The organism is Haloechinothrix aidingensis (genome assembly GCF_013450155.1).
GTDB lineage: Bacteria > Actinomycetota > Actinomycetes > Mycobacteriales > Pseudonocardiaceae > Haloechinothrix > Haloechinothrix aidingensis.
Genome location: NZ_JACCKD010000010.1, coordinates 105581 through 127139 on the forward strand (window position 1 = coordinate 105581; position 21559 = coordinate 127139).

Sequence of the window (21559 nt, forward strand, 5' to 3'; positions counted from 1 at the left end):
ACGTCCGGTGGTGGCTGTGGACAACCCCCCACCGGTGGACAACTCGATACGGAACGCTGGATGACGCCGTCAGCCCGTCTCGTGGACCGAAAGCGTCATTCAGCCCGCGAAGGGGCCGTCGTCAGGCAGCTTGAGGTCGGGCTTGTCCAGCTCCTCGACGTTGACGTCCTTGAACGTGATGACCCGAACGTTCTTGACGAACCGTGCCGGCCGGTACATGTCCCATACCCACGCGTCGGACATCGCCACTTCGAAGTACACCTCGCCGCCCGCGTCACGCACCTGGACATCCACTGCGTTGGCCAGGTAGAAGCGCCGCTCGGTCTCCACGACGTAAGCGAACTGGCCGACGATGTCGCGGTACTCGCGGTACAGCGACAGCTCCATCTCCGTCTCGTACTTCTCGAGGTCTTCCGCGCTCATCCGGGTGGCGTCCCTCCTCGGCTGTCCAGCTGCGTCACGCCCGTCCGCGCAGTTCGCGTCACCGCTCACCGGCGAATGCTCGTAGGATACTCGTGACCGCCGCGTCACCAATACTCATGTCCATTCTTCACCACACCGCCACCACTCGAACAGGGCGAGGGGCGCGCGCCGGCAGGTCTCCCACCACGCGGGCGACGGACCGCGACAGTGTCCGCTACCCTGCCCCGGAGCGCGCGGCCGCCGCGACGTTGGCGTAGGACCACCTGTGCACCGCGCTCGGCCCGTACTCGGCCAGCGTTCTGGCGTGTTCGGCCGTGCTGTACCCCTTGTGGGTGGCGAACCCGTACATCGGATACCTCGTGTGCAGCTCCGCCATCATCCGGTCCCTGGTCACCTTGGCCAGTACGGATGCGGCCGCCACGCAGGCCGCTGCCTGATCACCCTTGATCACGGGCACGCTCGGCGCGGCGAGGCCGTCGACCCGGAACCCGTCGGTCAGCACGTAGCCGGGATGCGGCTCGAGACGTGCCGCCGCCCTGCGCATGCCGCTGATGTTCGCGGCGTGCACACCGTCGGCGTCGATCTCGTCGGGTCCGATTACCACCACGGCATAGGCCGCGGCCAGCGCGACGATCTCGTCGTACAGGCGTTCCCGCGTGGCCTCGCTCAGGCGCTTGGAGTCGGTCAGCTCATCCAGTCCCGGTTCCGGCCGCGCAGGCAGCGCGCACGCCGCGATGACCAGTGGACCCGCACATGCCCCGCGACCGGCTTCGTCCACGCCCGCGACAGGTCCGAAGCCGCGTCGCGCGAGCGCTCGCTGCACACCCCAGGTACCCGAGTCCCGCCGGATCGGCACGCGGCCGGGCCGGAGTGCTTCCCGGTACGGCCGGCCGCTCGATGTGGTGCCCTTCACCACAACGGGCTCCTAGTCGTGCTGCGGATTGAAGTCGCTGACACTGCCCCAACGACCGGGGGGCAGGACGATCACGCGCGCCTTGCCTACGACGTGGTCCTCCGGCACGGCACCCTGCTCACCACCGCCGCCCTGGATCCGCGAGTCGCTGGAGTTGTTGCGGTTGTCGCCCATCATCCACAGGGAGTCCTCCGGCACCTCGACCGGGCCGAAGGACCGCTGCTCACGTTCCCGGCCGGGTTCCCAGTGCAGGTACGGCTCGTCGAGCGGACTCCCGTCGACCAGCACGCGGTTCTGCTCGTCGCAGCACTCCACCGTCTGACCACCCTCGGCGATGATGCGCTTGACGAAGTCCCGTTCGTCCGGTGGGGCCATGCCCACCACGGCACCGAGCTGCCGCAGGAACCCCGCCACGGGGTTCGCGGGCTCCGCCACCGGAGCATCGGTCTCGGTCCAGGCCCGTGGCCCGTGGAACACCACCACATCACCCGGCTCCGGGTCGGTGAAGTTGTACACGAGCTTGTCGACCAGCACACGATCCGGCGTACAGCCGGGACACCCGTGCAACGTGGTCTGCATCGAACCGGACGGGATCATGTACACCCGCGCCACGAAATGCTGGATGGTGAACGTCAGGACGAGAGCGACGAGGATGAGGATGGGCAGCTCTTTCCAGAAGGAACGCTGCTTCTCCGGCTTACGTTTGCGATGCGCGCCACCACTGCGCGACGCCTCGCCGGAGGCTGACTCCTTGTCGAACCGTCCCCGGTCATCGGGACTGTCGCCGGATCCACTCGCAGGCACGGGCTTGACCACGGGGCCAGAACAGGTTCTCGACCAGGCGCGTCAGGAACGCGCGACGGCCGACTCCCGACGCTCCGGAATACGTGCCTTCTTACCGCGCAGGTTGCGCAAGTAGTAGAGCTTGGCGCGCCGGACCACACCGCGCTTGGCCACCTCGATCTTGGCGATGTTCGGTGAGTGCAGCGGGAACGTCCGCTCCACGCCGACACCGAACGAGACCTTGCGCACGGTGAACGTCTCGCGGACACCGCCGCCCTGGCGGCGGATGACCACACCCTGGAAGACCTGGTTCCGCTCCCGGGTGCCCTCAATGACGCGGACGTGAACCTTCAACGTGTCGCCTGCCCGGAAGTACGGGATGTCGGAACGCAGCGACTCGGCGTCAAGAGCGTCCAGGGTGTTCATCGTCTTGGTCCGTCCTCGTTCATCGTATGGCTTACCTACATCCAGGCACGTGGGACGCGGTGTCCAACGCGGGGCCCCGGCATGCGGTCGAGTCGTACTCGCTCGCTGCTGCCGTGGAGACCGCCACACCCCCGCTCTACGGCGCGAGTCACCGTGCGGCGTGACGCTCGGCGACTCCTGCCCGCTGGGTCGTGAACAACTCACCCGGCCTGGAGATTTACAGTGACATGTCGCGCGCACCGCGCGATCACGCCGACGGTGTCAGTATTACAGATCCCACTCCCCGCGGCGCACCCGGGGGAGGTCACCGCGCAAGCGTGCCGCGGACCGGCACCTCACCGGTCCGCCCGCAACGACTCGAGCAGTGCACGATCCCGCTCGTCGAGCGCCTCCTCCGGCAGCCGGTCCACCAGGTCCGGACGGCGGTGGAAGGTCCGGACCAACGCCTGATCCCTGCGCCACCGGTCCACGAGTGCGTGGTTACCGGACAGCAGCACGTCCGGAACGGCGAGGTCGCGCCACACCTCGGGGCGCGTATAACTCGGACCTTCGAGTAACCCGTCCAGTGCCGTGGAGAACGAGTCCTGCGCGGCCGAGCTCGGGTTGCCGAGCACCCCGGGCAGCAACCGCGCGAACGCCTCGACGATCACCAGCACGGCAGCCTCGCCGCCGACCAGCACGTAGTCCCCGATCGATACCTCGTCGACCGGCATCCTGCGCGCCGCATCGTCGATGACACGCTGATCGATGCCTTCATAGCGGCCACACGCGAAGATCAGATGTTCCTCCGCCGCGTACTCCTGGGCGCATCGCTGGGTGAACGGGCGCCCGGCCGGGGTCGGCACCACGAGACGCGGGCGGCGCCCCGTCCCGTGCTCGGTCCCGTGCTCGTCGCTCTCCGTCCGCGGTGCGACGGCATCCAGTGCCTCGCCCCACACCTGCGGCTTCATCACCATGCCCGGGCCACCGCCGTAGGGCGCGTCGTCCACGGCGCGGTGCACGTCGTGCGTCCAGTCACGCAGGTCGTGCACGTCGAGACTGATCAGACCCCGCTCGATGGCCTTCCCGAGCAGCGCAGCACGCAACGGCTGGAGGTACTCCGGGAAGATCGTGATGACGTCGATGCGCATCGTTACGGGTTACTCCAGAAGGCCTTCCGGGGGGTCGAGCGCCAGCCTGCCCCCCTCGACGTCCACCGTCGGCACGATCGCGCGTACGAACGGGACGAGCACCTCGTGACCATCCACGTCGAGCACGAGCAGGTCGCCGGCCGGACCGTGCGCCACGTCCCGAACGGGACCGACGGGCGTGCCGTCGGCGCGTTCGGCGCGCAGCCCGATCAGCTCGTGATCGTAGAACTCCTCGGGGTCCTCGGCAGGCGGCAGCTCTGCGGTGTCGACGACGAGCAGGCAGCCGCGCAGCGCCTCGGCGTCCTCCCGTGTACTGACCTGATCGAACCGGACGAGCAGCCGGTTACCGTGCCACCGGCTGCTCCGCACGGTCAGCGCGGTGGACGGTCCGTGCTTGCGTCGCGCGGTGAGCCCCGCCTCGTCCGCGAAACGTTCGTCCGGCGCGTCGGTACGCACATCGACCACGAGCTCGCCGCGAATGCCGTGTGCCTTGGCCACCCGCCCGACGACGACGTCCACGCCTCACCTTCCTGCGGCTGCGCCCGCTCCCCGCCACTACGCGAGGGGTGGGTGCGCGGACGCGGGGTCACCGATCCGTATCGATCACGTCCACGCGAACGCCACGACCACCGACCCCGCCCATCACGGTCCGCAACGCCGTAGCCGTGCGCCCGCCTCGACCGATGACCTTGCCGAGGTCATCGGGATGGACGTGCACTTCCAGCGTACGTCCGCGCCGGTTCGTGACCAGCTCGACGCGCACCTCGTCGGGATGTTCGACGATGCCACGAACGAGGTGCTCGAGGGAGTCCGCGAGAAAGCTCACGCCCCGTCCTCGGTAGCGGCGTCCTGCCCGGTCGCTCCGTCGCCCGCGTCATCGGCCGTGGCGGAAGCACCGCCACCGGACTCCTCCGACTTGGCGGACTTCTTGCCGCCCTTCTTCTTCGCCGTCCCCGCCTCCGCGGTGGACTCGCCATCGGCCTCGGCGAGAGCCTTGTTGAACAGCTCTTCCTTGCTCGGCTTGGGCTCGGCGGCCTTCAGGCGGCCTTCCGCACCGGGCAGGCCCTTGAACTTCTGCCAGTCACCGGTGACACGGAGCAGACGCTGGACCGGCTCCGTCGGCTGCGCGCCGACACCGAGCCAGTACTGCGCGCGCTCGGAGTCGACCTCGATCAGGCTCGGCTCGTCCTTCGGGTGATACTTCCCGATCGTTTCGATGGCCCTGCCATCCCTGCGAGTGCGGGCGTCGGCCACGATGACCCGGTAGTAGGGCGCACGGATCTTGCCGAGACGCTGCAGTTTGATCTTGACGGCCACGGGTGTGGAACTCCTTGTGTGTTAACCGAAGTCGAGTCGTTCACGACTGGACCGGGCGGGGACGCGTACCCGTTCCCGCTGGACTCAGCGACAGCGGGTCGGCAGCACCACCCGCCGGTTCGTGAATAACCCTCCTTGTGTCTGTCCGTTCGATCGTGGTCGGCCACGCGCCATCCGAGTGGGGGGCGGACGCCGCAGCCGGAAGGCTGTGTTCATCAGAACCTCGACACGGTGAGAGGGCCCGGTCGAGGCAGGCAAGGATTCATTGTGCCAGACGTCGTCCCCGTACTCGTCGACCACCCTCGGCATCCGGGGCCCGGCCCGCCTGCCCCTACAGCTGCAGCACGCCCAGTGCGGTCAGCAGGATCGCCAGCGCCGGAAAGAAGTTGTTGACCTGGTGCGCGATGATGCTGGCGAGCAACCGTCCGGTGACCAGCCTGGCGAGCCCGATCGGGATGGCGATCACCAGCAGCAGCGTGGTCCGCAGCGGTTCGAGGTGGCTGACGGCGAAAACCGCCGTGGAGATCACGAACGCGGCGAACCTCCCCCACAGGATCGTCTTCCACTGCAGGCGCTCGATGGCACTCCACAGCAGGCCGCGGAAGATGATCTCTTCACAGATGGGGCCGACCAGCCACAGGTAGAAGAACACGGTCAGCGCGGCATACACCGACAGCGGCCGGTCGGCCACCAGCGCACCGATCGCCGACTGCGCGTCGTCCTCGCCGACGAACCGGGTCCACACGGCGACGCCGAGCGTGGTGATCACCAGGCCGAGCGCACCGAACCGCAGGCCTGTCTTGACGTCGTCCCAGCGCGGCTGGAGAGCGAGGTCCCGGACGGGGCCGTTCCCGCGCACCACTGTGACGAGCAACGCGACGGCCACCGCGACCAGGGTCGGCGCGATGGTCCCGATCAGCACGTGCTGGGTCGGGATGCTCTCCCCGCCCGATGACGACCCCAGCAGCGCGGAGACGAAGGCCGCCGTGGTCAGCAGCACTGCCTCCACCAGCAAGAACGCGCCGAACCCCCAACGGGGGCTCGGCAGCGGCTCTGTTCGCACCTGAACGGACGCCATCAGGACACCAGGAAAAGCAGGATCGCGGGTGGGAGGTTGTTCGTACCATGCGCGACCACGCTCGCGCCGAGGCGGCCGGTGACGTAACGCGCGAGGCCGATCGCGACACCCTGCCCGAACAGCGCGAGCGTTCGCGCCGGTTCGGCGTGCAGGTACGCGAACAGCACGGCGCTGAGCACCACGATGGCCCAGGCAGGTACCCGGTAGTGCGCGAGCGCGTTCCACAGCGCGCCCCGCACGAGCAGCTCCTCGGTGAGCGGGGCCACGATCACCAGCGCGCCCGCGAACACCAGCAGCCACACCACGTCGTCTCCCAGCCCTTCGGCGAGCCCGTGCAGCGGGCTGTCCGTGAACTCGTCCGCCCCGTAGACAGTGATCGTGAGCAGGTTGATCAGGTAACCGGCGAGCAGGGCGAAGCCACCGCAGGCGACGCCGATCTGCACGTCACGCCAGTTCGGGAGCAGCGCGTAGTCGGAGCGCGGCCCCTGCCCCCAGAGCCGGGAACCGAGCACGGGCCCGACGCCGAGAAGCAGGTTCGGCACGAAGGCGAGCAGGAGCACCGGCCCGAGCTCGGGTACGGTCAGCGGCCCCACTCCCGGTTCGGCCCCGGTCACCACCAGCCCCACCAGCAGGCCCGCGAGGTGATACCCGCCCAGCCCGATGAACAGCGCCAGCAGGCCCCAGTGCGTGCCGAGCACGAGGCCGTCGCCCGTGGGCGCCCGCGGCCCGGCAGGCTCCCGCCGCCCCGGCTCGCCGTCCCCCGTAGGTGTACTCACCGGACAACCGTGCCCCGGAGTACCACGCGCGCCGGTGTGCGCACCACACCGACGTCGACGCGCGGGTCGCGATCGAACACGAGCAGGTCGGCCTCGGTCCCGTCGTCGAGCCGGTGGTACCCGAGCCACTCCCGCGCGCTCCAGGACGCGGCCCCCAGAACCCGCTCGTCGGGCATCCCGGCGTCACGTAACGCCACCATCTCGTCGGCGAGACGGCCGTGCGCGATCGTCCCGCCCGCGTCGGTCCCGGTGTAGATCGGCACACCGGCCTCAAGCGCTGCCCGGACCATCTCGCCCGCGCCCGCGTGCAGTGCCCGCATGTGGGATGCGTATGTCGGGTACTTGTGTGCCTGGTCCGCGATCGCCGGGAAAGTCTCGATGTTGATCAAGGTTGGCACGACCGCGACACCGCGCCGCGCGGCCTCGTCGACGAGCCCTGCCGACAGCAGCCCGGTGGCGTGTTCGAGGCAGTCCACCCCCGCTTCGAGCAGCCCGGGTAGCGCGTCCTCGCCGAACACGTGCGCGGTCACCCGCGCGCCAGCGCCGTGCGCCACCCGGATCGCTTCCGCAAGCACGTCATCGGGCCACAGTGGGGCGAGGTCGCCCACCGACCGGTCGATCCAGTCGCCGACGAGCTTGACCCAGCCGTCCCCCGCGGCGGCCTGCTCGGCGACTGCCTGACCGAGCAGCCCGGGATCGTCCAGCTCGATACCGAGACCGGGGATGTATCGCTTGGCCAGCGCCACGTGCCTGCCTGCACGGATGATGCGCGGCAGGTCCGGTTGGGATTGCAGGGGACTGTTGTCCATCGGCACGCCGCAGTCGCGCACCAGCAGCGTACCGCCGTCCCTGTCGGCGATGGCCTGCTCGCGTGCCTCGTCGAGCGTCGCGGCCGTCGTGTCCCCGGTACCGATACCCGGGTGGCAGTGCGCGTCGACCAACCCCGGGAGCACGTAGCCGGACTCGGCGATGGTGCGCGCCCCCGGGACCGGGGTGTGCCAGACCCTGCCGTGCTGGACCCACAGGTCACGCTCGTCACCGTCCGGCAGCACGACGCAGCGCAGGTGCAGTGCGGGCTGCGAGGGCTCCGGACCGTCCTGGCTCGACCCTTGCGGCTCCGTCATCAAGCGGGCAACACTCGCTTACTTCTTCTTCGGCAGGTTGAGCTTCGACGGATCGAACCCGGGGGGCAGCTCGTTCATGCCGCCGCCGAGCTTGGACATGTCGGGCGCGCCCTCGCCGCCACCGGCAGGAGGCATCGGCATCCCGCCCGGCATACCGCCCTTGACCTTGGGCGGCGTGGGGCCGCGGCCCTTGCCCTTCTTGCCCTTCTTGCCCTTGCGGTTCTTCTTGCTGCCGCCCGCGCCGCCTCCGAAGCCGAAGCTGCCCGCCATCTGGGCCATCATCTTGCGCGCTTCGAAGAACCGGTTGACCAGATCGTTGACATCGCGTACCGCTACGCCGGACCCGTTCGCGATACGCAACCGCCGCGAGGCGTTGATGATCTTCGGGTTCGCGCGTTCCGCGGGCGTCATGCCCCTGATGATCGCCTGGAGCCGGTCCAGGTGGGAGTCGTCGAAGTCGGCGAGCTGCTCCTTCATCTGACCGCCGCCGGGGAGCATGCCGAGCAGGTTGCCGATGGGCCCCATCTTGCGCACCGACAGCATCTGCTCGAGGAAGTCCTCCAGAGTGAGCTCGCCGGTGCCGATCTTCGCGGCGGTCTGCTCGGCCTGCTGCTGGTCGAAAGCCTGCTCAGCCTGCTCGATCAGCGTGAGCATGTCGCCCATGCCCAGGATCCGGCTGGCCATCCTGTCCGGATGGAACGCGTCGAAGTCCGCCAGCTTCTCGCCGTTCGACGCGTACAGGATCGGCTGCCCGGTCACTTCACGAACGCTCAGCGCAGCACCACCACGCGCGTCGCCGTCGAGCTTGGTGAGCACCACACCGCTGAAGCCGACGCCGTCGCGGAACGCCTCCGCGGTGGTCACGGCATCCTGACCGGTCATAGCGTCGACCACGAACAGGGTCTCGTCCGGCTGCACGGCGTCCCGGATGTCGGAGGCCTGCCGCATCATCTCCTCGTCGACACCCAGCCGCCCCGCGGTGTCGACGATCACGATGTCGTGCTGCGCGCTGCGGGCCTCATCGACACCGCGCCGCGCCACATCGACCGGGTCCCCCACCCCGTTGCCCTCTTCCGGGGCGAACACCGGCACGCCCGCACGCTCGCCGACAACCTGCAGCTGCGTCACCGCGTTCGGGCGCTGCAGGTCGCAGGCGACAAGCAGTGGCGTGTGCCCCTTGCCCTTGAGATGCATCGCCAGCTTGCCTGCCAGCGTGGTCTTACCGGACCCCTGCAGGCCGGCGAGCATGATCACGGACGGCGGGTTCTTGGCGAGGTTGAGCCTGCGGCTCTCCCCGCCGAGGATGCCGACGAGTTCGTCATTGACGATCTTGACGACCTGCTGCGCCGGGTTCAGCGCCTGCGAGACCTCGGCACCCTTGGCCCGCTCCTTGACCTGGCCGATGAAGGAGCGAACCACGGGCAGCGCCACGTCGGCTTCCAGCAGCGCCACGCGGATCTCGCGCGCTGTCGCATCGATATCGGCTTCGGTCAGTTTGCCCTTGCTGCGCAGGTTCTGCAGGACCGACGTGAGGCGGTCGGAGAGGGTGTCGAACACAGGTCGCACTCCAGCTGGTCGTGGTTGCTCTGCCGGGACCGTTCGGCCGCGAGGTACCCAGCCACCCCCACAGTATCCCGACGGCTCCCGGTTCGTGCGAGGGCCGGATCGAGCACGCCGTTCGAGTCCGCAGGCGACCGGTCGTCAGTCACCGGCCGCCGCGCCGGGTGGGCGGGAACGCCGCGCGCGGGGTCGCGTTCCGGCACGTGTCCCGTGAGCCTACCCGGCGGGAGGGCTCGGGGTGAGGTTACGAGCGTGTCAGAGGTAGACTCGCCCCCTCGAACGAGCCGACCTCTGACACGCGGTCTCGCGCGCCTCCCCGCCAGCCGGGCCTGTCGCCAAACCCCCAGTACCTGGCGTCATGTCTCCCGGCTCGCTGTCCCGCCGCGCGACGACTGCCAGAGTGCCCGACTCGCGCCGCCTCGCACAGCGGGAATCCCCCTGGGCCCCGGTGAGTAGTTCTACGCATCTCGCCCATCCCGCAGCGCCGCGTGGACCTCGCGCTCCACCCGCAGGCGCCACTGATGGTCGGGTGCGCCGTCCCGGCGCCGCAGCGCGAAGGAGTCGACGCTCCACGCCCCGTACGTCTCCGCGCGAAGCCAACCGACCTCGGCGCCCGCCGCCCGCAGTGCGCAGGCTATGCGGTGCAGCAACCCGATACGGTCGGTGGCACGCAGCTCCAGCAGCGCGGCATCCTGCCGGGGCAGGTCCTCGTCGAACCACTGCACCCGCACGTCCGGCCGGGCCCCGCTCGGCTGCGGGTAGTCGCGCTCCTTGCCTGCCAGGCGCTCGGCGATCGGCAACGTGCCGTGCAGGGCGCGTACGACCTGCTCCCTGAGGAACGTGGTGTCGGGCGGCGTACCGAACCGCGGCGACGCCGTGAACACCCCCACCGGGATTCCCGCGTGCCAGTGCACCGCTGCCGCGTGCACCTTCAGGGAGTGCACGGCCAGCGCCCCGGTGACGGGCACGAGTACCTCCGCACCGCGAGCTGCTGCCGCGACGACGGTGACGACCGCATCATCGGTGCTCACCCGCACACCGGCGTGCCCGCTGCGTGCCGCCTCCTCGGCGAGCGCCCGCTGCTCCTCGTCGAGCGGTTCGGGACGGGTGAGCCGCTTGCCTGCCATGACCTGCCTGCACCGGCTCGCAAGGTCCGCGAGCAGGCGGGCCTTCCATGTCGACCACGCACCGGCCGTGGTGGCGCGCGCGTCCGCGTGCGCCAACGCGTGCAGCAGCTCGAGGAGCTCGGGGTCGGCCCCGATCGTGCGCACCACCCGGTGCACGGTCGCGGGCTCGCTGATGTCCCTGCGCAGTGCCGTGTGCGGCAGCAGGAGGTGATGGCGCACCATCCCGGCCACCCGGTCGCTGTCGGCGGGTTCCAGCCCGATGCGGTGCGCGATACGCGCGGCGATGTCCGCGCCGAGCACCGAGTGGTCGCGCCTGCGCCCCTTGCCGATGTCGTGCAGCAGCGCGCCGAGCATCAACAGGTCGGGCCGCGAGACCGTCGTCGACAGGCTCGCGGCCGCTACGCAGGTAGCCAGCAGGTGACGATCCACCGACCAGGAGTGCACCGGCTCGGCGGGCTGCAGGTCCCGAATGGCACCCCATTCGGGAAAGAGCCTGCCCCACAGTCCCGCCCGATCCAGCGCCTCGACGGCGTCGTACAGGCCTTCTCCCGAACCGAGCAGGCTGATCAGGTCGGACCGCATCGCCGAGGGCCACGGAGCGCGCGGCTCCGGCGCGGAGTCGGCGAGAACCCGCAGGGTGCCCTGCGAGATCGGGTACGGTCCGCGCGCCGCGGCAACCCCGACGCGGAGCAACAGCCCCTCGTCGCCGCGGGGGTCGGCACCTTTCGCGAGGGCGACCTCCCCGTCGTGCAGCACGACCCCCTCCGCGAGCGGTGTGCGCCGTACGCGGAAGCCCCTGGTACGCCTCGCGGCCCGCGCGCTCGAGCGCAGCGCGACGTCAAGGGCGTAGCGTACGGCCCGGCCGCCCGCGGACAGTTCGCGTGCGAGGGCGAAACGATCCGCGAAGCCCAGCGTACGGGCGATCGTCGCGGCGTGCTCGGCGGCGAGCACGTCGCGGTCCCTGCGCAGCTCCCTGCGCAGCTCGGTACGCACGTCCAGCAGCAGCGACCTCGCCGCGTGGACCTCGTCGCCGCAGCGGTCCACCAGCTGGGCCGCGGCGAGCGCGTCCAGCAGGGCGATGTCGCGCAACCCTCCCCCGGCATGCTTGAGATCGGGCTCGGTGACCCCGCCGATCTCCCCCACGGTGTGCCAGCGGTGCCGTACCCCGTCGGCGAGCTCGGCGACCCGGGCACGCGCGGTTCGCTGCCACTGCTGCCTGGCCGATCGGGCCAGCCGCTCCGCGATCCCGGCGTCACCTGCGATCAGCCGGGTGTCCAGCAACCCCAAAGCCGTGCGCAGGTCGTTGTTCGCGACCGCGAGGGCCTCACGGGGCGTACGCACGGAATGGTCGAGTCCCAGCCCGGCGTCCCAGAGCGGGTACCACAGCTCGTCGGCGATCCCGGCGATGCTCGCCGCACCACGCCCGCCGTCGTGGACGAGCACGAGGTCGAGGTCGGAGAACGGCACGAGCTCGCGGCGCCCGAGGCCGCCGACCGCGACCAGCGCGACATCGGCGTTGCCGATGCCCACGCCGGCCGCGGTCGCGTGGTGACTCAACCAGAACTCGTAGAGGTCCACGAGCCCGGCACGCAGCGCGGCCGCGCCGGGACGGCCGTGCGGCTCGCCGCCGTGCGTGCCCTCCAGGAGCCGGTCGGTGGCGACCAGCAGTTCGGATGCGGACACGGTAAACCTCTCGAGCCCGGTCGGTTGCCAGCCGTCAGAGGGCGTCGGTGCCGCGCTCGCCCGTGCGCACGCGCACGACCGTGTCCACAGGACTAGCCCACACCTTCCCGTCACCGATCTTTCCGGTGTGGGCCGCGTTGGTGATCGCCTCGATGACGCGCTCTGCGGTGGAGTCCTCAGTGACCACCTCGATACGCATCTTGGAGACGAAGTCCACGGCGTACTCGGCACCGCGGTACACCTCGGTGTGCCCCTTCTGCCTGCCGTAGCCCTGGACCTCGGTCACGGTCATCCCGAGCACACCCAGGCGTTCCAGCGCGGAACGCACATCCTCGAGGGTGAACGGTTTGATGATGGCGGTGATGAGCTTCATGCTTTACTCCCCTCGGTCTTGGGGCCCGCGCCGGCACCGGCGGAGGTCGCGGCGGCGACGCGCCTGCTGCCCGAGGGCCCGAACTCGTAACCGACCTCGGCGTGCTCGTTCTCATCGATCCCGCCGACCTCGACATCCTCGCTGACGCGGAAGCCGATCGTCTTCTGGATCGCGAAGCCGATGATCAGTGCCAGGACGAACGAGTAGATCATGACGCCGATCGCGCCGACGAGCTGCAGGCCGAACAGCTCGATCCCGCCGCCGTAGAACAGGCCGTTGTTCTCGCCATCGATCGCCTCGGTGGCCACGAGCCCGATCATCGCCGTACCGACCAGACCACCCACCATGTGGATGCCCACGACATCGAGCGAGTCGTCGTAGCCGAGCTTGTACTTCAGGCCGACCGCCAGTGCACACAGGATGCCCGCGACGAACCCGATGGCGAGTCCGCCCCACACGTCGACGTGCGCGGCAGCAGGCGTGATCCCCACAAGGCCGGCGACGATGCCGGAAGCGGCACCGAGGCTGGTCGGATGCCCGTCACGGATCCGCTCGATGAGCAGCCAGCCGAGCATCGCTGCCGCGGTGGCACCGAAGGTGTTCACCGTCGCGATGCCTGCGACCCCGTCTGCGGCGTAGGCCGACCCGGCGTTGAAGCCGAACCAGCCGAACCACAGCAGGGCCGCGCCCAGCATGACGAGGGGCAGGTTGTGCGGCTTCATCGGTTCCTTCAGCCAGCCCTTGCGCCTGCCGAGCACGACGGCAAGGGCGAGGGCGGCGGCACCCGAGTTGATGTGCACGGCCGTACCCCCTGCGAAGTCGACCGTGCCGATCTCCTCGACCCAGCCGCCTCCCCAGACCCAGTGGGCCACGGGGAAGTAGACGAGCGTCGCCCAGACGGCCGCGAACAGCAACCATGCGCCGTACCGCGCGCGGTCGGCGATCGCGCCCGCGATCAGGGCGACCGTGATGACCGCGAACATCGCCTGGAACGCCACATCCACCGAGGCGGGAACCGTGCCCTCAAGGGCGTACTCCCCGGCGGAGTCCGGGCCCATCAGGCCGCTGAGCCCGAAGAACTCGCCAGGGTCACCCAGCAGGTAGCCGAGGCTGTCCCCGTAGGCGATCGAGTAGCCGTAGATCAGCCACAGCACACCGACCACGCCGATCGCACCGAAACACATCATCATCATGTTCAGCACGCTCTTCGAGCGGACCATGCCGCCGTAGAACAGTGCCAGCCCAGGGGTCATCAACAGCACGAGTGCTGCGCTGATGAGCAGCCAGGCAGTGTCACCGCTATCCATGCCTTCTCCAACACTGTCTCGGGTCCACAACTCCGGCCGCCGGCGGCGACAGCTACGTTCGCCCGGTCACCGGCCGCCGGTGCAATGACTCGCTTGCGGGTCTTGGGCAAGAGCATGGAAGAGTCGTATTGCGGCCGATCGCGTGCGACGTTTCTGGAACGTGAACGCCGCGCGCAGCGGCGTTACGGTTAGGTTTCGCCGTGCGGTGAGCGCGGCGGGCGACCCGGTTGAGGAGGACAATGAGCAGTCTCGAGGATGTGGCCGGTGTGTACCGCACCCTCGGTCACCGCATGGCCGGGCACGCGGGCGCGACGGCGGATGCTGGTAGCCGGCCGGTGCCCGCCGAGCAGCTCACCGATCCGGACTGGATCGCGGGCAGGGTCGAGCTGGCAGCGTCGCTGTACGGCCGGGCTTCCGACGCCGTGCTGGCGACGGTGTCGTGGTACTCGGCCTCCTCGGTGCTCCTCGCCCCTGCCATCGAGTCGCTCGTGCTGCACGGCAGCGCCCTGGACCCTTCGCTCGACGCGGTGACCCTGCACGTGCGGCCGGATGGCCGCTTCACAGGGGCGCGCTCCGCGCGGATGTGCCCGAAGCCGGGCCTGGAGGGGCTCGGGGCGCGGTTCGCCGACGCCATCGGCGCCGTCGTGGCGCAGTTCTCCGCCACGAGCGGCGCGCGGAGCAGGGCGCTGTGGGCGATCGCAGCCGATTCCATCGCCAACCGGCTGCTGTGGGCGGGACAGGCCGCCGGCGACGTCCACCGCGCTACCGCGCTCGCCGCACCGCTGGCCGAGGCGATCGGCACGGACCTGCCGCGTCCCCGGTACACCGACATCGGGCCGCACCGTGTCGTGCGGCGGGTGTCCTGCTGCCTGATCGACAGGGCGACCGGGGGCGAGAAGTGCGTCAGCTGCCCCAACCAGCATCCGGATGTCCGCGACCGTCGTATCCGCCGGGCGCTGGGCTCCTGAGGGGCGGGCGGGCGGCACGGGGTGTGCCGCCCGCCCGCGCGAGGCGGTCAGGACGTGGGGGCGGCCGCATGCGCGGTGGGGCGCATGAACAGGAAGTGCGCTGCCCCGCCGATCGCGGCTCCGAGGATCCACGCGAAGCCGGAGAGCTCTTCCAGCGCAGGCACCCATACGGTGGCCACGGAGAACACCGCGGCAATGCCGAACGCGGCGAGAGCCCTGACGTTCCAGCCCTTCGTGAAGTAGTACGTACCGGCAGGATCGGTGCTGAACAGCTCCTGCAGCTGAACGCGCTGCCGCCGGATCAGGTAGTAGTCGGCGACCAGGATGCCGTACAGCGGCGCGAGTACCGCTCCGAGGGTGTCCACGAACTGGGCGATTCCCATCTGGCTGATGACCGATACCCACAGGCCACCGATCACGAACGCGATCGTCGCCGTGATGATGCCGCCCGTGCGCGCGGTGATCCTCGCGGGGATCATGTTGGCGAGGTCGTAGGCTGGCGGGATGAAGTTCGCCACGAGGTTGATCCCGACCGTGGCGACGAAGAACGTGAGTGCGGCGATCACCGTCAGCCAGGTGTTGTCGACGCGTTCGACGATATCGGTCGGGTTGGTCAGGGCCTCGCCGTAGAGCACCCCGCTGCCCGCGGTGATCACCAGCGCCAGGAAGGAGAACACCGCGAGGCTGACCGGAAGCCCGAGCAGGTTGCCGAGCTTCATCTTGCGCTCCGTCTTGACGAAGCGCGAGAAGTCGCCGTAGTTGATGATCACCGCGGCGAAGTAGGCGATCATCGTGCCGACGACGGCGACGAACGCGGTTACCGGCCCGCCGGAGTAGTCTCCCCCTCCCGCGAAGACCGAACCGAGCCCACCCCACAGGTCGCTGCCTGCCTGGATCCAGATGGCCAGCATCAGCGCGATCATCACCCCGTAGACCAGCGGGGCGGCCCAGTCGAGGTACCTCGTGATCCACTTGATGCCGCGCAGGAACAGCCCGAGCTGGAAGACAGCGACGATGGCGTAGGAGACCCAGCCCACCGAGGTCATCCCGAGGAACGTTCGTTCACCCTCGACATCGAACACCGCCGTGATGAGCAACGCGATCGCTGTGGACGCGAAGTAGGTCTGAACGCCGTACCAGAAGATGGCGACGATGCCACGCAGCAGCGCGGGGAACTGGGCACCGTGCACGCCCATGCTCATCCGGGCCGCGACCGGGAACGGTATCCCGTACTTCACGCTCATCTTCCCGGTCAGGTTGACCAGGAACATCACGATGAAGCCTGCGAGGATGATGCCGGTGAGTACCGCCCAACCGTTCAGCCCGTAGGAGATGAACAGGGTCGCGGCAAGGGTGTAGCCGAACAGGCTCTGGATGTCGTTCGACCAGACGTTGAATATCTCGAATGCGCCCCACCGCCTGCGGCCGTGCGATAACGGGGCGAGGTCGCCGTTGTACAGGGCGGGGTCGTGCTGCTGGATGGCTAACGGGTCGTCCGCTGGCACGGGCCCGGCGTCGTCGCCGTGGAACGTGGCGGGCGGGCTCCCGCTGGTTGTCTCGTGTGACACGGGCACTCCCTGGGGGACGAGCGAGCGGTTTCCGCGATACGGATCTCGAGTTCCGATTATTGGATTGGAGCACCATGTGTGACGTACGTCAATGGTGTGAAGCTATCAAATGTGAAGTGGTTGCTGAACGGTTATTTAGTGATAGCTTCAAAAGGAAGCTCCCGCACCGCTCCGGAGGCTGAGCCCATGCGACGCCCGCAACACGACAGCGCAGCATCCTCACTCAGCGACCAGCAGCTCGGCTCGCGCATCCGGGCACTGCGCCTCGAGCGCGGGCTCTCGCTGCGCGCGCTCGCCGCGACGCTGGGGATCACCCCGAGCGCGCTCTCCCAGATCGAGCTCGGCAAGATGCGGCCGTCCGTGACCAGGCTGATCGAGATCATCTCGCAGCTCGACGTATCGCTCGCGGCGGCGTTCGAGCAGGAGCCCGACAACCAGGCACGATCAGACGCGAGCGCCCCTGGGGACGGGATCACCGTGACACGCGCAGGCGAGGCCGCCGTGCTGACGCTGGGCGACGGCGTGCGCTACCGCAGGCTGAGCCCGACAGCCATGCCGGGCTTCGAGGTCTACGAGTCGAGTTACCCACCGGGGTCGAGCTCGTCGCAGGACGGCGAGTTCCTGCGCCACAGCGGCCACGAGATGGGCAGCGTGCTGTCGGGCGCGCTCACCGTCGAGATCGGCTTCGAGCGTTACGAACTCGAGGCGGGCGACGCGATCACGTTCCCGTCGACCACGCCGCACCGTATCCGCAATCCCGGCGAGGCGACCGCCGTGGCGGTCTGGATCAACATGCCGTGACGGGTCGCGGCTCGCGGCTCACGGTCGCGCGAGGCAACCGCGGTGGCGTGGTGCGGGGCCGAACGACCCCGCACCACGCCACCGCATGATCAGCTGATCCGCTCGTACGCGGGCAGCGTGAGGAAGTCCGGGAACTCGTCGGCGAGCGCGACCTGCTCGAACAGCTCCGCGGCAGGCTCGAGCAGGTTGGTGTCGATGACCTCGGACAGTTCGGCGCGGACCTCGCCGAGCACCTCCCGGACGAGATCGCTTGTGACCTTCTCCCCTGTGTCGAGCACGATGCCGCCGTGCACCCACTGCCAGACCTGCGAACGGGAGATCTCCGCGGTCGCCGCGTCCTCCATCAGGTTGTGGATCGCGGCGGCGCCGGTGCCGCCGAGCCAGGAAGCGATGTAACGCAGGCCGACATCGATGGCGCCACGTAGCCCGTCCCTGGTACGGCTGCCCGGCGTGGACGCGACGTCCAGCAGCTGCTCGGCCGTGACGGAGACGTCCTCGCGGGTGCGGTCGAGCTGGTTCGGCTTGTCCCCGAGCACGCCATCGAAGATCTCCCGGCACACCGGGACCAGATCGGGGTGGGCGACCCACGAACCGTCGAAGCCGTCGCCTGCCTCGCGGTTCTTGTCCTCACGCACCTTCGTCAGCGCGCGCTCGGTCACCTCGGGGTCACGGCGGTTCGGGATGAACGCGGCCATGCCCCCGATGGCGAACGCGCCACGCTTGTGGCAGGTCCGCACGAGCAACTCGGTGTAGGCACGCATGAACGGCGCCGTCATGGTCACGGCGTTGCGATCCGGAAGGGTGAACGCCTCGCCGGACTCACGGAAGTACTTGATCACGCTGAACAGGTAATCCCAGCGTCCCGCGTTCAGCCCTGCCGCGTGGTCACGCAGCTCGTAGAGGATCTCCTCCATCTCGAAGGCCGCCGGGATCGTCTCGATGAGCACGGTCGCGCGCACCGTGCCGTGCGGGATGCCGAGCTCGGCCTGCGCGTGGGTGAACACGTCGTTCCACAACCGCGCTTCCAGGTGGCTTTCCATCTTGGGCAGGTAGTAGAACGGTCCGGCACCCTGCTCGGCCAGGTACTTGGCGTTGTGGAAGAAGTGCAGGCCGAAGTCCACAAGCGCCCCGACGGCCTGCTGCCCGTCGATGGTGATGTTGCGCTCGGGAAGGTGCCATCCCCGCGGCCGCACGACAACGGTGGGATGCTCGATGTCGGTGCGTACCGTGTAGCTCTTCTCGGCCGTGTGCAGCTCCACCTGCTTACGCGCGGCGTCGTAGAGGTTGACCTGACCGGAGACCACGTTGTCCCAGTGTGGGGTGTTGGCGTCCTCGAGGTCGGCGAGCCAGACCTTGGCTCCGGAGTTGAGCGCGTTGATCGTCATCTTGCGGTCCGTCGGGCCGGTGATCTCGACCCTGCGGTCGCGCAGCGCCGCCGGGGCCTCCGCGACCTGCCAATCGCCCGAGCGCACCTCGGCCGTCTCGGGAAGGAAGTCCAGCCTCCCGGCGCGCGCCGCTTCCTGCCGCCGCGTCTTGCGCGCCCGCAGCAGCTCGTCGCGTCGCGCCGCGAACGCCTCGTGCAAGCTGCCGACGAAGGCCAGCGCCTCCGGCGTGAGAATCTCGTCGCCGCGCTCCACCGGACCGCCGACCACACGAACTTCAGACATGCGAACACTCCACCCTGAGTACGACACGGACTGCACTTATCTGCTTGACGGACTATAGTTTCTGCATTATGAAAACTACAATGCGGGTGTGGCGCGTGGCATCGAGCCTACCGCGTCCGGAGAGGAGTAAGCGTGACTGAGCGCAAGCCCGGTCCCGGCGGGGGCGTGCAGTCCTTGCAGCGGGCCTTCGAGCTGCTGGAAGGCCTCGCGGACACCGGGGGCGAGGCGAGCCTGTCCGAGCTCGCCACGACGACCGGGCTGCCGATGCCGACCATTCACCGGCTGATCCGTACCCTGCTCACGCTCGGCTACGTACGGCAGAACTCCAACCGGCGCTACGCGCTGGGCTCCCGGTTGATCCGGCTGGGCGAAGGCGCCAGCAGGCAGTTCGGCACCTGGGCACGACCGTACCTGGCGGAGCTGGTCGAGCAGGTCGGTGAGACCGCGAACCTCGCCGTGCTCGAACGCGACGAGGTCGTCTACGTCGCTCAGGTGCCCTCGACACACTCCATGCGGATGTTCACCGAGGTCGGGCGCAGGCTCCTGCCGCACGGCACGGGGGTCGGCAAGGCCATGCTCTCCCAGGTTCCCCCGGAGGAGGTACGCGAGCTGCTGCACCGCACCGGCATGCCCGCCTACACCCCACACACCCACACCGAGCCCGAGGAGCTCCTGGAGCACCTGCGCGGTATCGCCGCGCAGGGTTTCGCGCTCGACGAGAGCGAGCAGGAGCTCGGGGTCCGCTGCATCGCCGTCCCGCTTGCCGACACGCCGGTGCCCGCCGCGGTGTCCGTCTCCGGCCCGGAGGGGCGCCTGACCAAGGAGGCTGTGGACCACCTCGCCCCTCTGGTCCAGCGCACCGCCGAGCAGCTGTCCGCGCACCTGGCCGAGGCCGACCTCGAGTTCGGGGCCTGAGCGCGCCGCGTCAGGTGAGGCTGTGGCGAGGTGCCGCGGAGGTGGGCAGGGCCACGTGATGCCTGCCTGCCTGGCGCAGCTGCCGGACCATCACCGCACCGGCGAGGTTGAACACGACCGCGACCAGCAGGACCACCGGGAAGCCGTACCCGCCGACCAGGTGCCCGGCAAGGGCGACACCGACCAGCCCGCCGACGGCCTTGGCCCCGTAGAATATCCCGAAGTTCGGCAGCCCGGGGCGCTCCCCGAAATACCCTTCCACGAGGTCGGGCAGCACCGCGTAGCAGGCCCCCGCGCCCGCGCCCGCCAGCACGGCGCCGAGCAGCAGCAACGCGGCGAAGCCGTACTCTCCGCCGAGCAGGATCGCGAGCTGGCCCGCGGCCCCGCCGTAGAGCGCCAGGCGCACGACGCGGTCCCGGCCCGCGTGCTCGCTCGCCCATCCCGCTGCGGTCCTCGTCACCCCGCTCGCCGCCACGAACAGGCTCAGCGCCAACACCGCGAACGCCGATCCCCGGCCCGAGCCGGTCACGAATACCGCGAGGTAGCCGATCGTGCACAAGGCCACCGCCGTCGCGCAGGTCACGGCCAGGAACAGCAGCGCGGACGTCGGGCACCTCAGGATCTCGCTCGCCGTGTAACGACGGACCGCGGGACGGTTGTTGCGCAGACCAGGGTTGACTGACTTGTCCAGCGCCCACGCGCGTGGGTCGATATGCGACGGCCACCAGTCGGCAGGCGGCTCACGCAGCGTCGCCGCGGCGATCCCGACGAGCACCACCACGGCCGCGCCGGCGAGCACGAGGAACACCTCGATGCTGGCCGGGCCTGCGAAGTACCCGGCGAGCACGATGAACGGGATGGCACCGTAGGCGAACGCGCCACTGACCGAGGCCGTGCGGCCGGTGCGCTCCGGGTACCACTTGGCCACCACACCAAGGCAGGTGCCGTAGATCAGTCCCGCCCCTGTGCCGCCGAGCACGCCGTGCCCGAGCATCGCCGCCGTGAGGCTGGTCGAGGTACCGAGCGTGACCAGACCGGTCGCGCACAGCAGAGCGCCGAGCGCGAGCGTGACTCCCGGCGCGATGTTCCACCTGCTCCGTAGCTCCGCGCCGACATACACCGTCGCGCTCTGACACAGGATCCATATCGCGAGCACCCATCCGCTCTGCGCCAGCGTCCACCCGTGGGTGACGCCGAGCTTCGGCATCATCATGCCGAAGCCGTACTGGCCGACGCTGGCCACCAGCATGGCCAGGCAGGCGGCCAGCAGCATCCAGGTTCGGGACCGGCCGGTCAGCTGGCGGTCGGTCTCGCCGACCCGGTAACGCCGACCGTAGAAGTCATGAATCTCCTGCACAGCGGGATCAGCTCGACCGGACATAGCCTTACTCCATCGTGTATACAGTATGTCGTAGCCAGTATGACACGCATAGAATGTGATGTCCATTACAGCGGATCTCGGACGCGCCGAAGGCCTCCTCGGATACGTATTCGGTACCCGAGGAGGCCTTCGGCCCGACCCGTCCACCCTCGGATCGGGCGCGCTTCCGTCGCTCAGAGTTGTTTGTAGAGTTCGCGGGCGAGTTCGGCTGCTTCGCTGGGGGTTTTGCCGACGCGTAC

General features: G+C 69.3%; 21 protein-coding genes. 3 read left to right on the forward strand and 18 right to left on the reverse strand.

Features of this window, described 5'->3' with window-relative positions:
* Positions 1–99: 99 nt before the first annotated feature.
* From H0B56_RS22065 to H0B56_RS22135, 15 genes are all read right to left on the reverse strand, one after another.
* A complete protein-coding gene (locus tag H0B56_RS22065; RefSeq protein ID WP_089302420.1) occupies positions 100–423 on the reverse strand; it encodes a DUF2469 domain-containing protein in 324 nt (107 codons plus the stop codon).
* 214 nt (positions 424–637) lie between these two features.
* Positions 638–1273, reverse strand: a complete 636-nt coding sequence (locus H0B56_RS22070) for a ribonuclease HII (protein WP_425484572.1) — start codon at positions 1271–1273, stop codon at positions 638–640.
* Between the two features lie 75 nt (positions 1274–1348).
* Entirely contained in the window at positions 1349–2140 is a 792-nt protein-coding gene (lepB, locus tag H0B56_RS22075; RefSeq protein ID WP_180895041.1) for a signal peptidase I, read from the reverse strand.
* A 42-nt stretch (positions 2141–2182) separates the two neighbouring features.
* On the reverse strand, positions 2183–2545 hold the full coding sequence (gene rplS / locus H0B56_RS22080) for a 50S ribosomal protein L19 (RefSeq protein ID WP_089302421.1): 363 nt from the start codon (positions 2543–2545) through the stop codon (positions 2183–2185).
* A 335-nt stretch (positions 2546–2880) separates the two neighbouring features.
* A complete protein-coding gene (gene trmD, locus H0B56_RS22085; RefSeq protein ID WP_180895042.1) occupies positions 2881–3675 on the reverse strand; it encodes a tRNA (guanosine(37)-N1)-methyltransferase TrmD in 795 nt (264 codons plus the stop codon).
* A 9-nt stretch (positions 3676–3684) separates the two neighbouring features.
* Entirely contained in the window at positions 3685–4194 is a 510-nt protein-coding gene (gene rimM, locus H0B56_RS22090) for a ribosome maturation factor RimM (protein WP_180895043.1), read from the reverse strand.
* 67 nt (positions 4195–4261) lie between these two features.
* Positions 4262–4501, reverse strand: a complete 240-nt coding sequence (locus tag H0B56_RS22095; protein ID WP_089302424.1) for an RNA-binding protein — start codon at positions 4499–4501, stop codon at positions 4262–4264.
* A complete protein-coding gene (rpsP, locus tag H0B56_RS22100) occupies positions 4498–4992 on the reverse strand; it encodes a 30S ribosomal protein S16 (protein WP_180895044.1) in 495 nt (164 codons plus the stop codon). Before rpsP ends, H0B56_RS22095 begins: the two co-directional genes overlap by 4 nt.
* 331 nt (positions 4993–5323) lie before the next feature.
* Positions 5324–6070: a CPBP family intramembrane glutamic endopeptidase gene (locus H0B56_RS22105; protein ID WP_180895045.1), complete on the reverse strand. Its 747-nt coding sequence runs from the start codon at positions 6068–6070 to the stop codon at positions 5324–5326.
* Positions 6070–6768 carry a CPBP family intramembrane glutamic endopeptidase gene (locus tag H0B56_RS22110; protein WP_343064007.1) on the reverse strand — a complete coding sequence of 233 codons (699 nt, stop codon included), beginning with the start codon at positions 6766–6768 and terminating at the stop codon, positions 6070–6072. Before H0B56_RS22110 ends, H0B56_RS22105 begins: the two co-directional genes overlap by 1 nt.
* A 74-nt stretch (positions 6769–6842) precedes the next feature.
* A complete protein-coding gene (locus H0B56_RS22115) occupies positions 6843–7970 on the reverse strand; it encodes an amidohydrolase family protein (RefSeq protein WP_180895047.1) in 1128 nt (375 codons plus the stop codon).
* 18 nt (positions 7971–7988) lie between these two features.
* Positions 7989–9527, reverse strand: a complete 1539-nt coding sequence (gene ffh / locus H0B56_RS22120; protein WP_180895048.1) for a signal recognition particle protein — start codon at positions 9525–9527, stop codon at positions 7989–7991.
* Between the two features lie 461 nt (positions 9528–9988).
* On the reverse strand, positions 9989–12340 hold the full coding sequence (locus tag H0B56_RS22125) for a [protein-PII] uridylyltransferase (protein ID WP_180895049.1): 2352 nt from the start codon (positions 12338–12340) through the stop codon (positions 9989–9991).
* Between the two features lie 34 nt (positions 12341–12374).
* Positions 12375–12713, reverse strand: a complete 339-nt coding sequence (locus tag H0B56_RS22130) for a P-II family nitrogen regulator (protein ID WP_180895050.1) — start codon at positions 12711–12713, stop codon at positions 12375–12377.
* Positions 12710–14020 carry an ammonium transporter gene (locus tag H0B56_RS22135; protein WP_180895051.1) on the reverse strand — a complete coding sequence of 437 codons (1311 nt, stop codon included), beginning with the start codon at positions 14018–14020 and terminating at the stop codon, positions 12710–12712. The genes H0B56_RS22130 and H0B56_RS22135 overlap by 4 nt, the downstream gene beginning before the upstream one ends.
* 290 nt (positions 14021–14310) lie before the next feature.
* On the opposite strand from H0B56_RS22135, the gene H0B56_RS22140 reads away from it, so the two are divergent.
* Positions 14311–14988, forward strand: coding sequence for a (2Fe-2S)-binding protein (locus H0B56_RS22140; RefSeq protein WP_180895066.1), 678 nt, complete (start codon positions 14311–14313; stop codon positions 14986–14988).
* A gap of 47 nt (positions 14989–15035) precedes the next feature.
* Here the strand turns inward: H0B56_RS22140 and H0B56_RS22145 are convergent, their stop codons facing one another.
* On the reverse strand, positions 15036–16556 hold the full coding sequence (locus H0B56_RS22145) for an NCS1 family nucleobase:cation symporter-1 (protein WP_219633056.1): 1521 nt from the start codon (positions 16554–16556) through the stop codon (positions 15036–15038).
* 186 nt (positions 16557–16742) lie between these two features.
* Here H0B56_RS22145 and H0B56_RS22150 point away from each other — a divergent pair, with 186 nt between their 5' ends.
* The gene (locus tag H0B56_RS22150; protein WP_180895052.1) at positions 16743–17357 is read left to right on the forward strand and encodes a cupin domain-containing protein; all 615 of its coding nucleotides are present in this window, start codon (positions 16743–16745) and stop codon (positions 17355–17357) included.
* An 89-nt stretch (positions 17358–17446) separates the two neighbouring features.
* Here the strand turns inward: H0B56_RS22150 and aceB are convergent, their stop codons facing one another.
* Positions 17447–19024 carry a malate synthase A gene (aceB, locus tag H0B56_RS22155; protein ID WP_180895053.1) on the reverse strand — a complete coding sequence of 526 codons (1578 nt, stop codon included), beginning with the start codon at positions 19022–19024 and terminating at the stop codon, positions 17447–17449.
* A gap of 132 nt (positions 19025–19156) precedes the next feature.
* Here aceB and H0B56_RS22160 point away from each other — a divergent pair, with 132 nt between their 5' ends.
* Entirely contained in the window at positions 19157–19939 is a 783-nt protein-coding gene (locus H0B56_RS22160; protein WP_180895054.1) for an IclR family transcriptional regulator domain-containing protein, read from the forward strand.
* Between the two features lie 10 nt (positions 19940–19949).
* On the opposite strand, the gene H0B56_RS22165 is transcribed toward H0B56_RS22160, so the two are convergent.
* Entirely contained in the window at positions 19950–21320 is a 1371-nt protein-coding gene (locus H0B56_RS22165) for an MFS transporter (protein ID WP_180895055.1), read from the reverse strand.
* Between the last annotated feature and the right edge of the window lie 239 nt (positions 21321–21559).

Bases quoted from the DNA above. Each gene is read 5' to 3' on its own strand.
- H0B56_RS22065 (WP_089302420.1), bottom strand. From the start codon at position 423: ATGAGCGCGGAAGACCTCGAGAAGTACGAGACGGAGATGGAGCTGTCG.
- H0B56_RS22105 (WP_180895045.1), bottom strand. From the start codon at position 6,070: ATGGCGTCCGTTCAGGTGCGAACAGAGCCGCTGCCGAGCCCCCGTTGG.
- aceB (WP_180895053.1), bottom strand. From the start codon at position 19,024: ATGTCTGAAGTTCGTGTGGTCGGCGGTCCGGTGGAGCGCGGCGACGAG.
- trmD (WP_180895042.1), bottom strand. From the start codon at position 3,675: ATGCGCATCGACGTCATCACGATCTTCCCGGAGTACCTCCAGCCGTTG.
- H0B56_RS22135 (WP_180895051.1), bottom strand. From the start codon at position 14,020: ATGGATAGCGGTGACACTGCCTGGCTGCTCATCAGCGCAGCACTCGTG.
- rplS (WP_089302421.1), bottom strand. From the start codon at position 2,545: ATGAACACCCTGGACGCTCTTGACGCCGAGTCGCTGCGTTCCGACATC.
- H0B56_RS22150 (WP_180895052.1), top strand. From the start codon at position 16,743: ATGCGACGCCCGCAACACGACAGCGCAGCATCCTCACTCAGCGACCAG.
- H0B56_RS22115 (WP_180895047.1), bottom strand. From the start codon at position 7,970: ATGACGGAGCCGCAAGGGTCGAGCCAGGACGGTCCGGAGCCCTCGCAG.
- H0B56_RS22165 (WP_180895055.1), bottom strand. From the start codon at position 21,320: ATGTCCGGTCGAGCTGATCCCGCTGTGCAGGAGATTCATGACTTCTAC.
- H0B56_RS22130 (WP_180895050.1), bottom strand. From the start codon at position 12,713: ATGAAGCTCATCACCGCCATCATCAAACCGTTCACCCTCGAGGATGTG.
- H0B56_RS22140 (WP_180895066.1), top strand. From the start codon at position 14,311: ATGGCCGGGCACGCGGGCGCGACGGCGGATGCTGGTAGCCGGCCGGTG.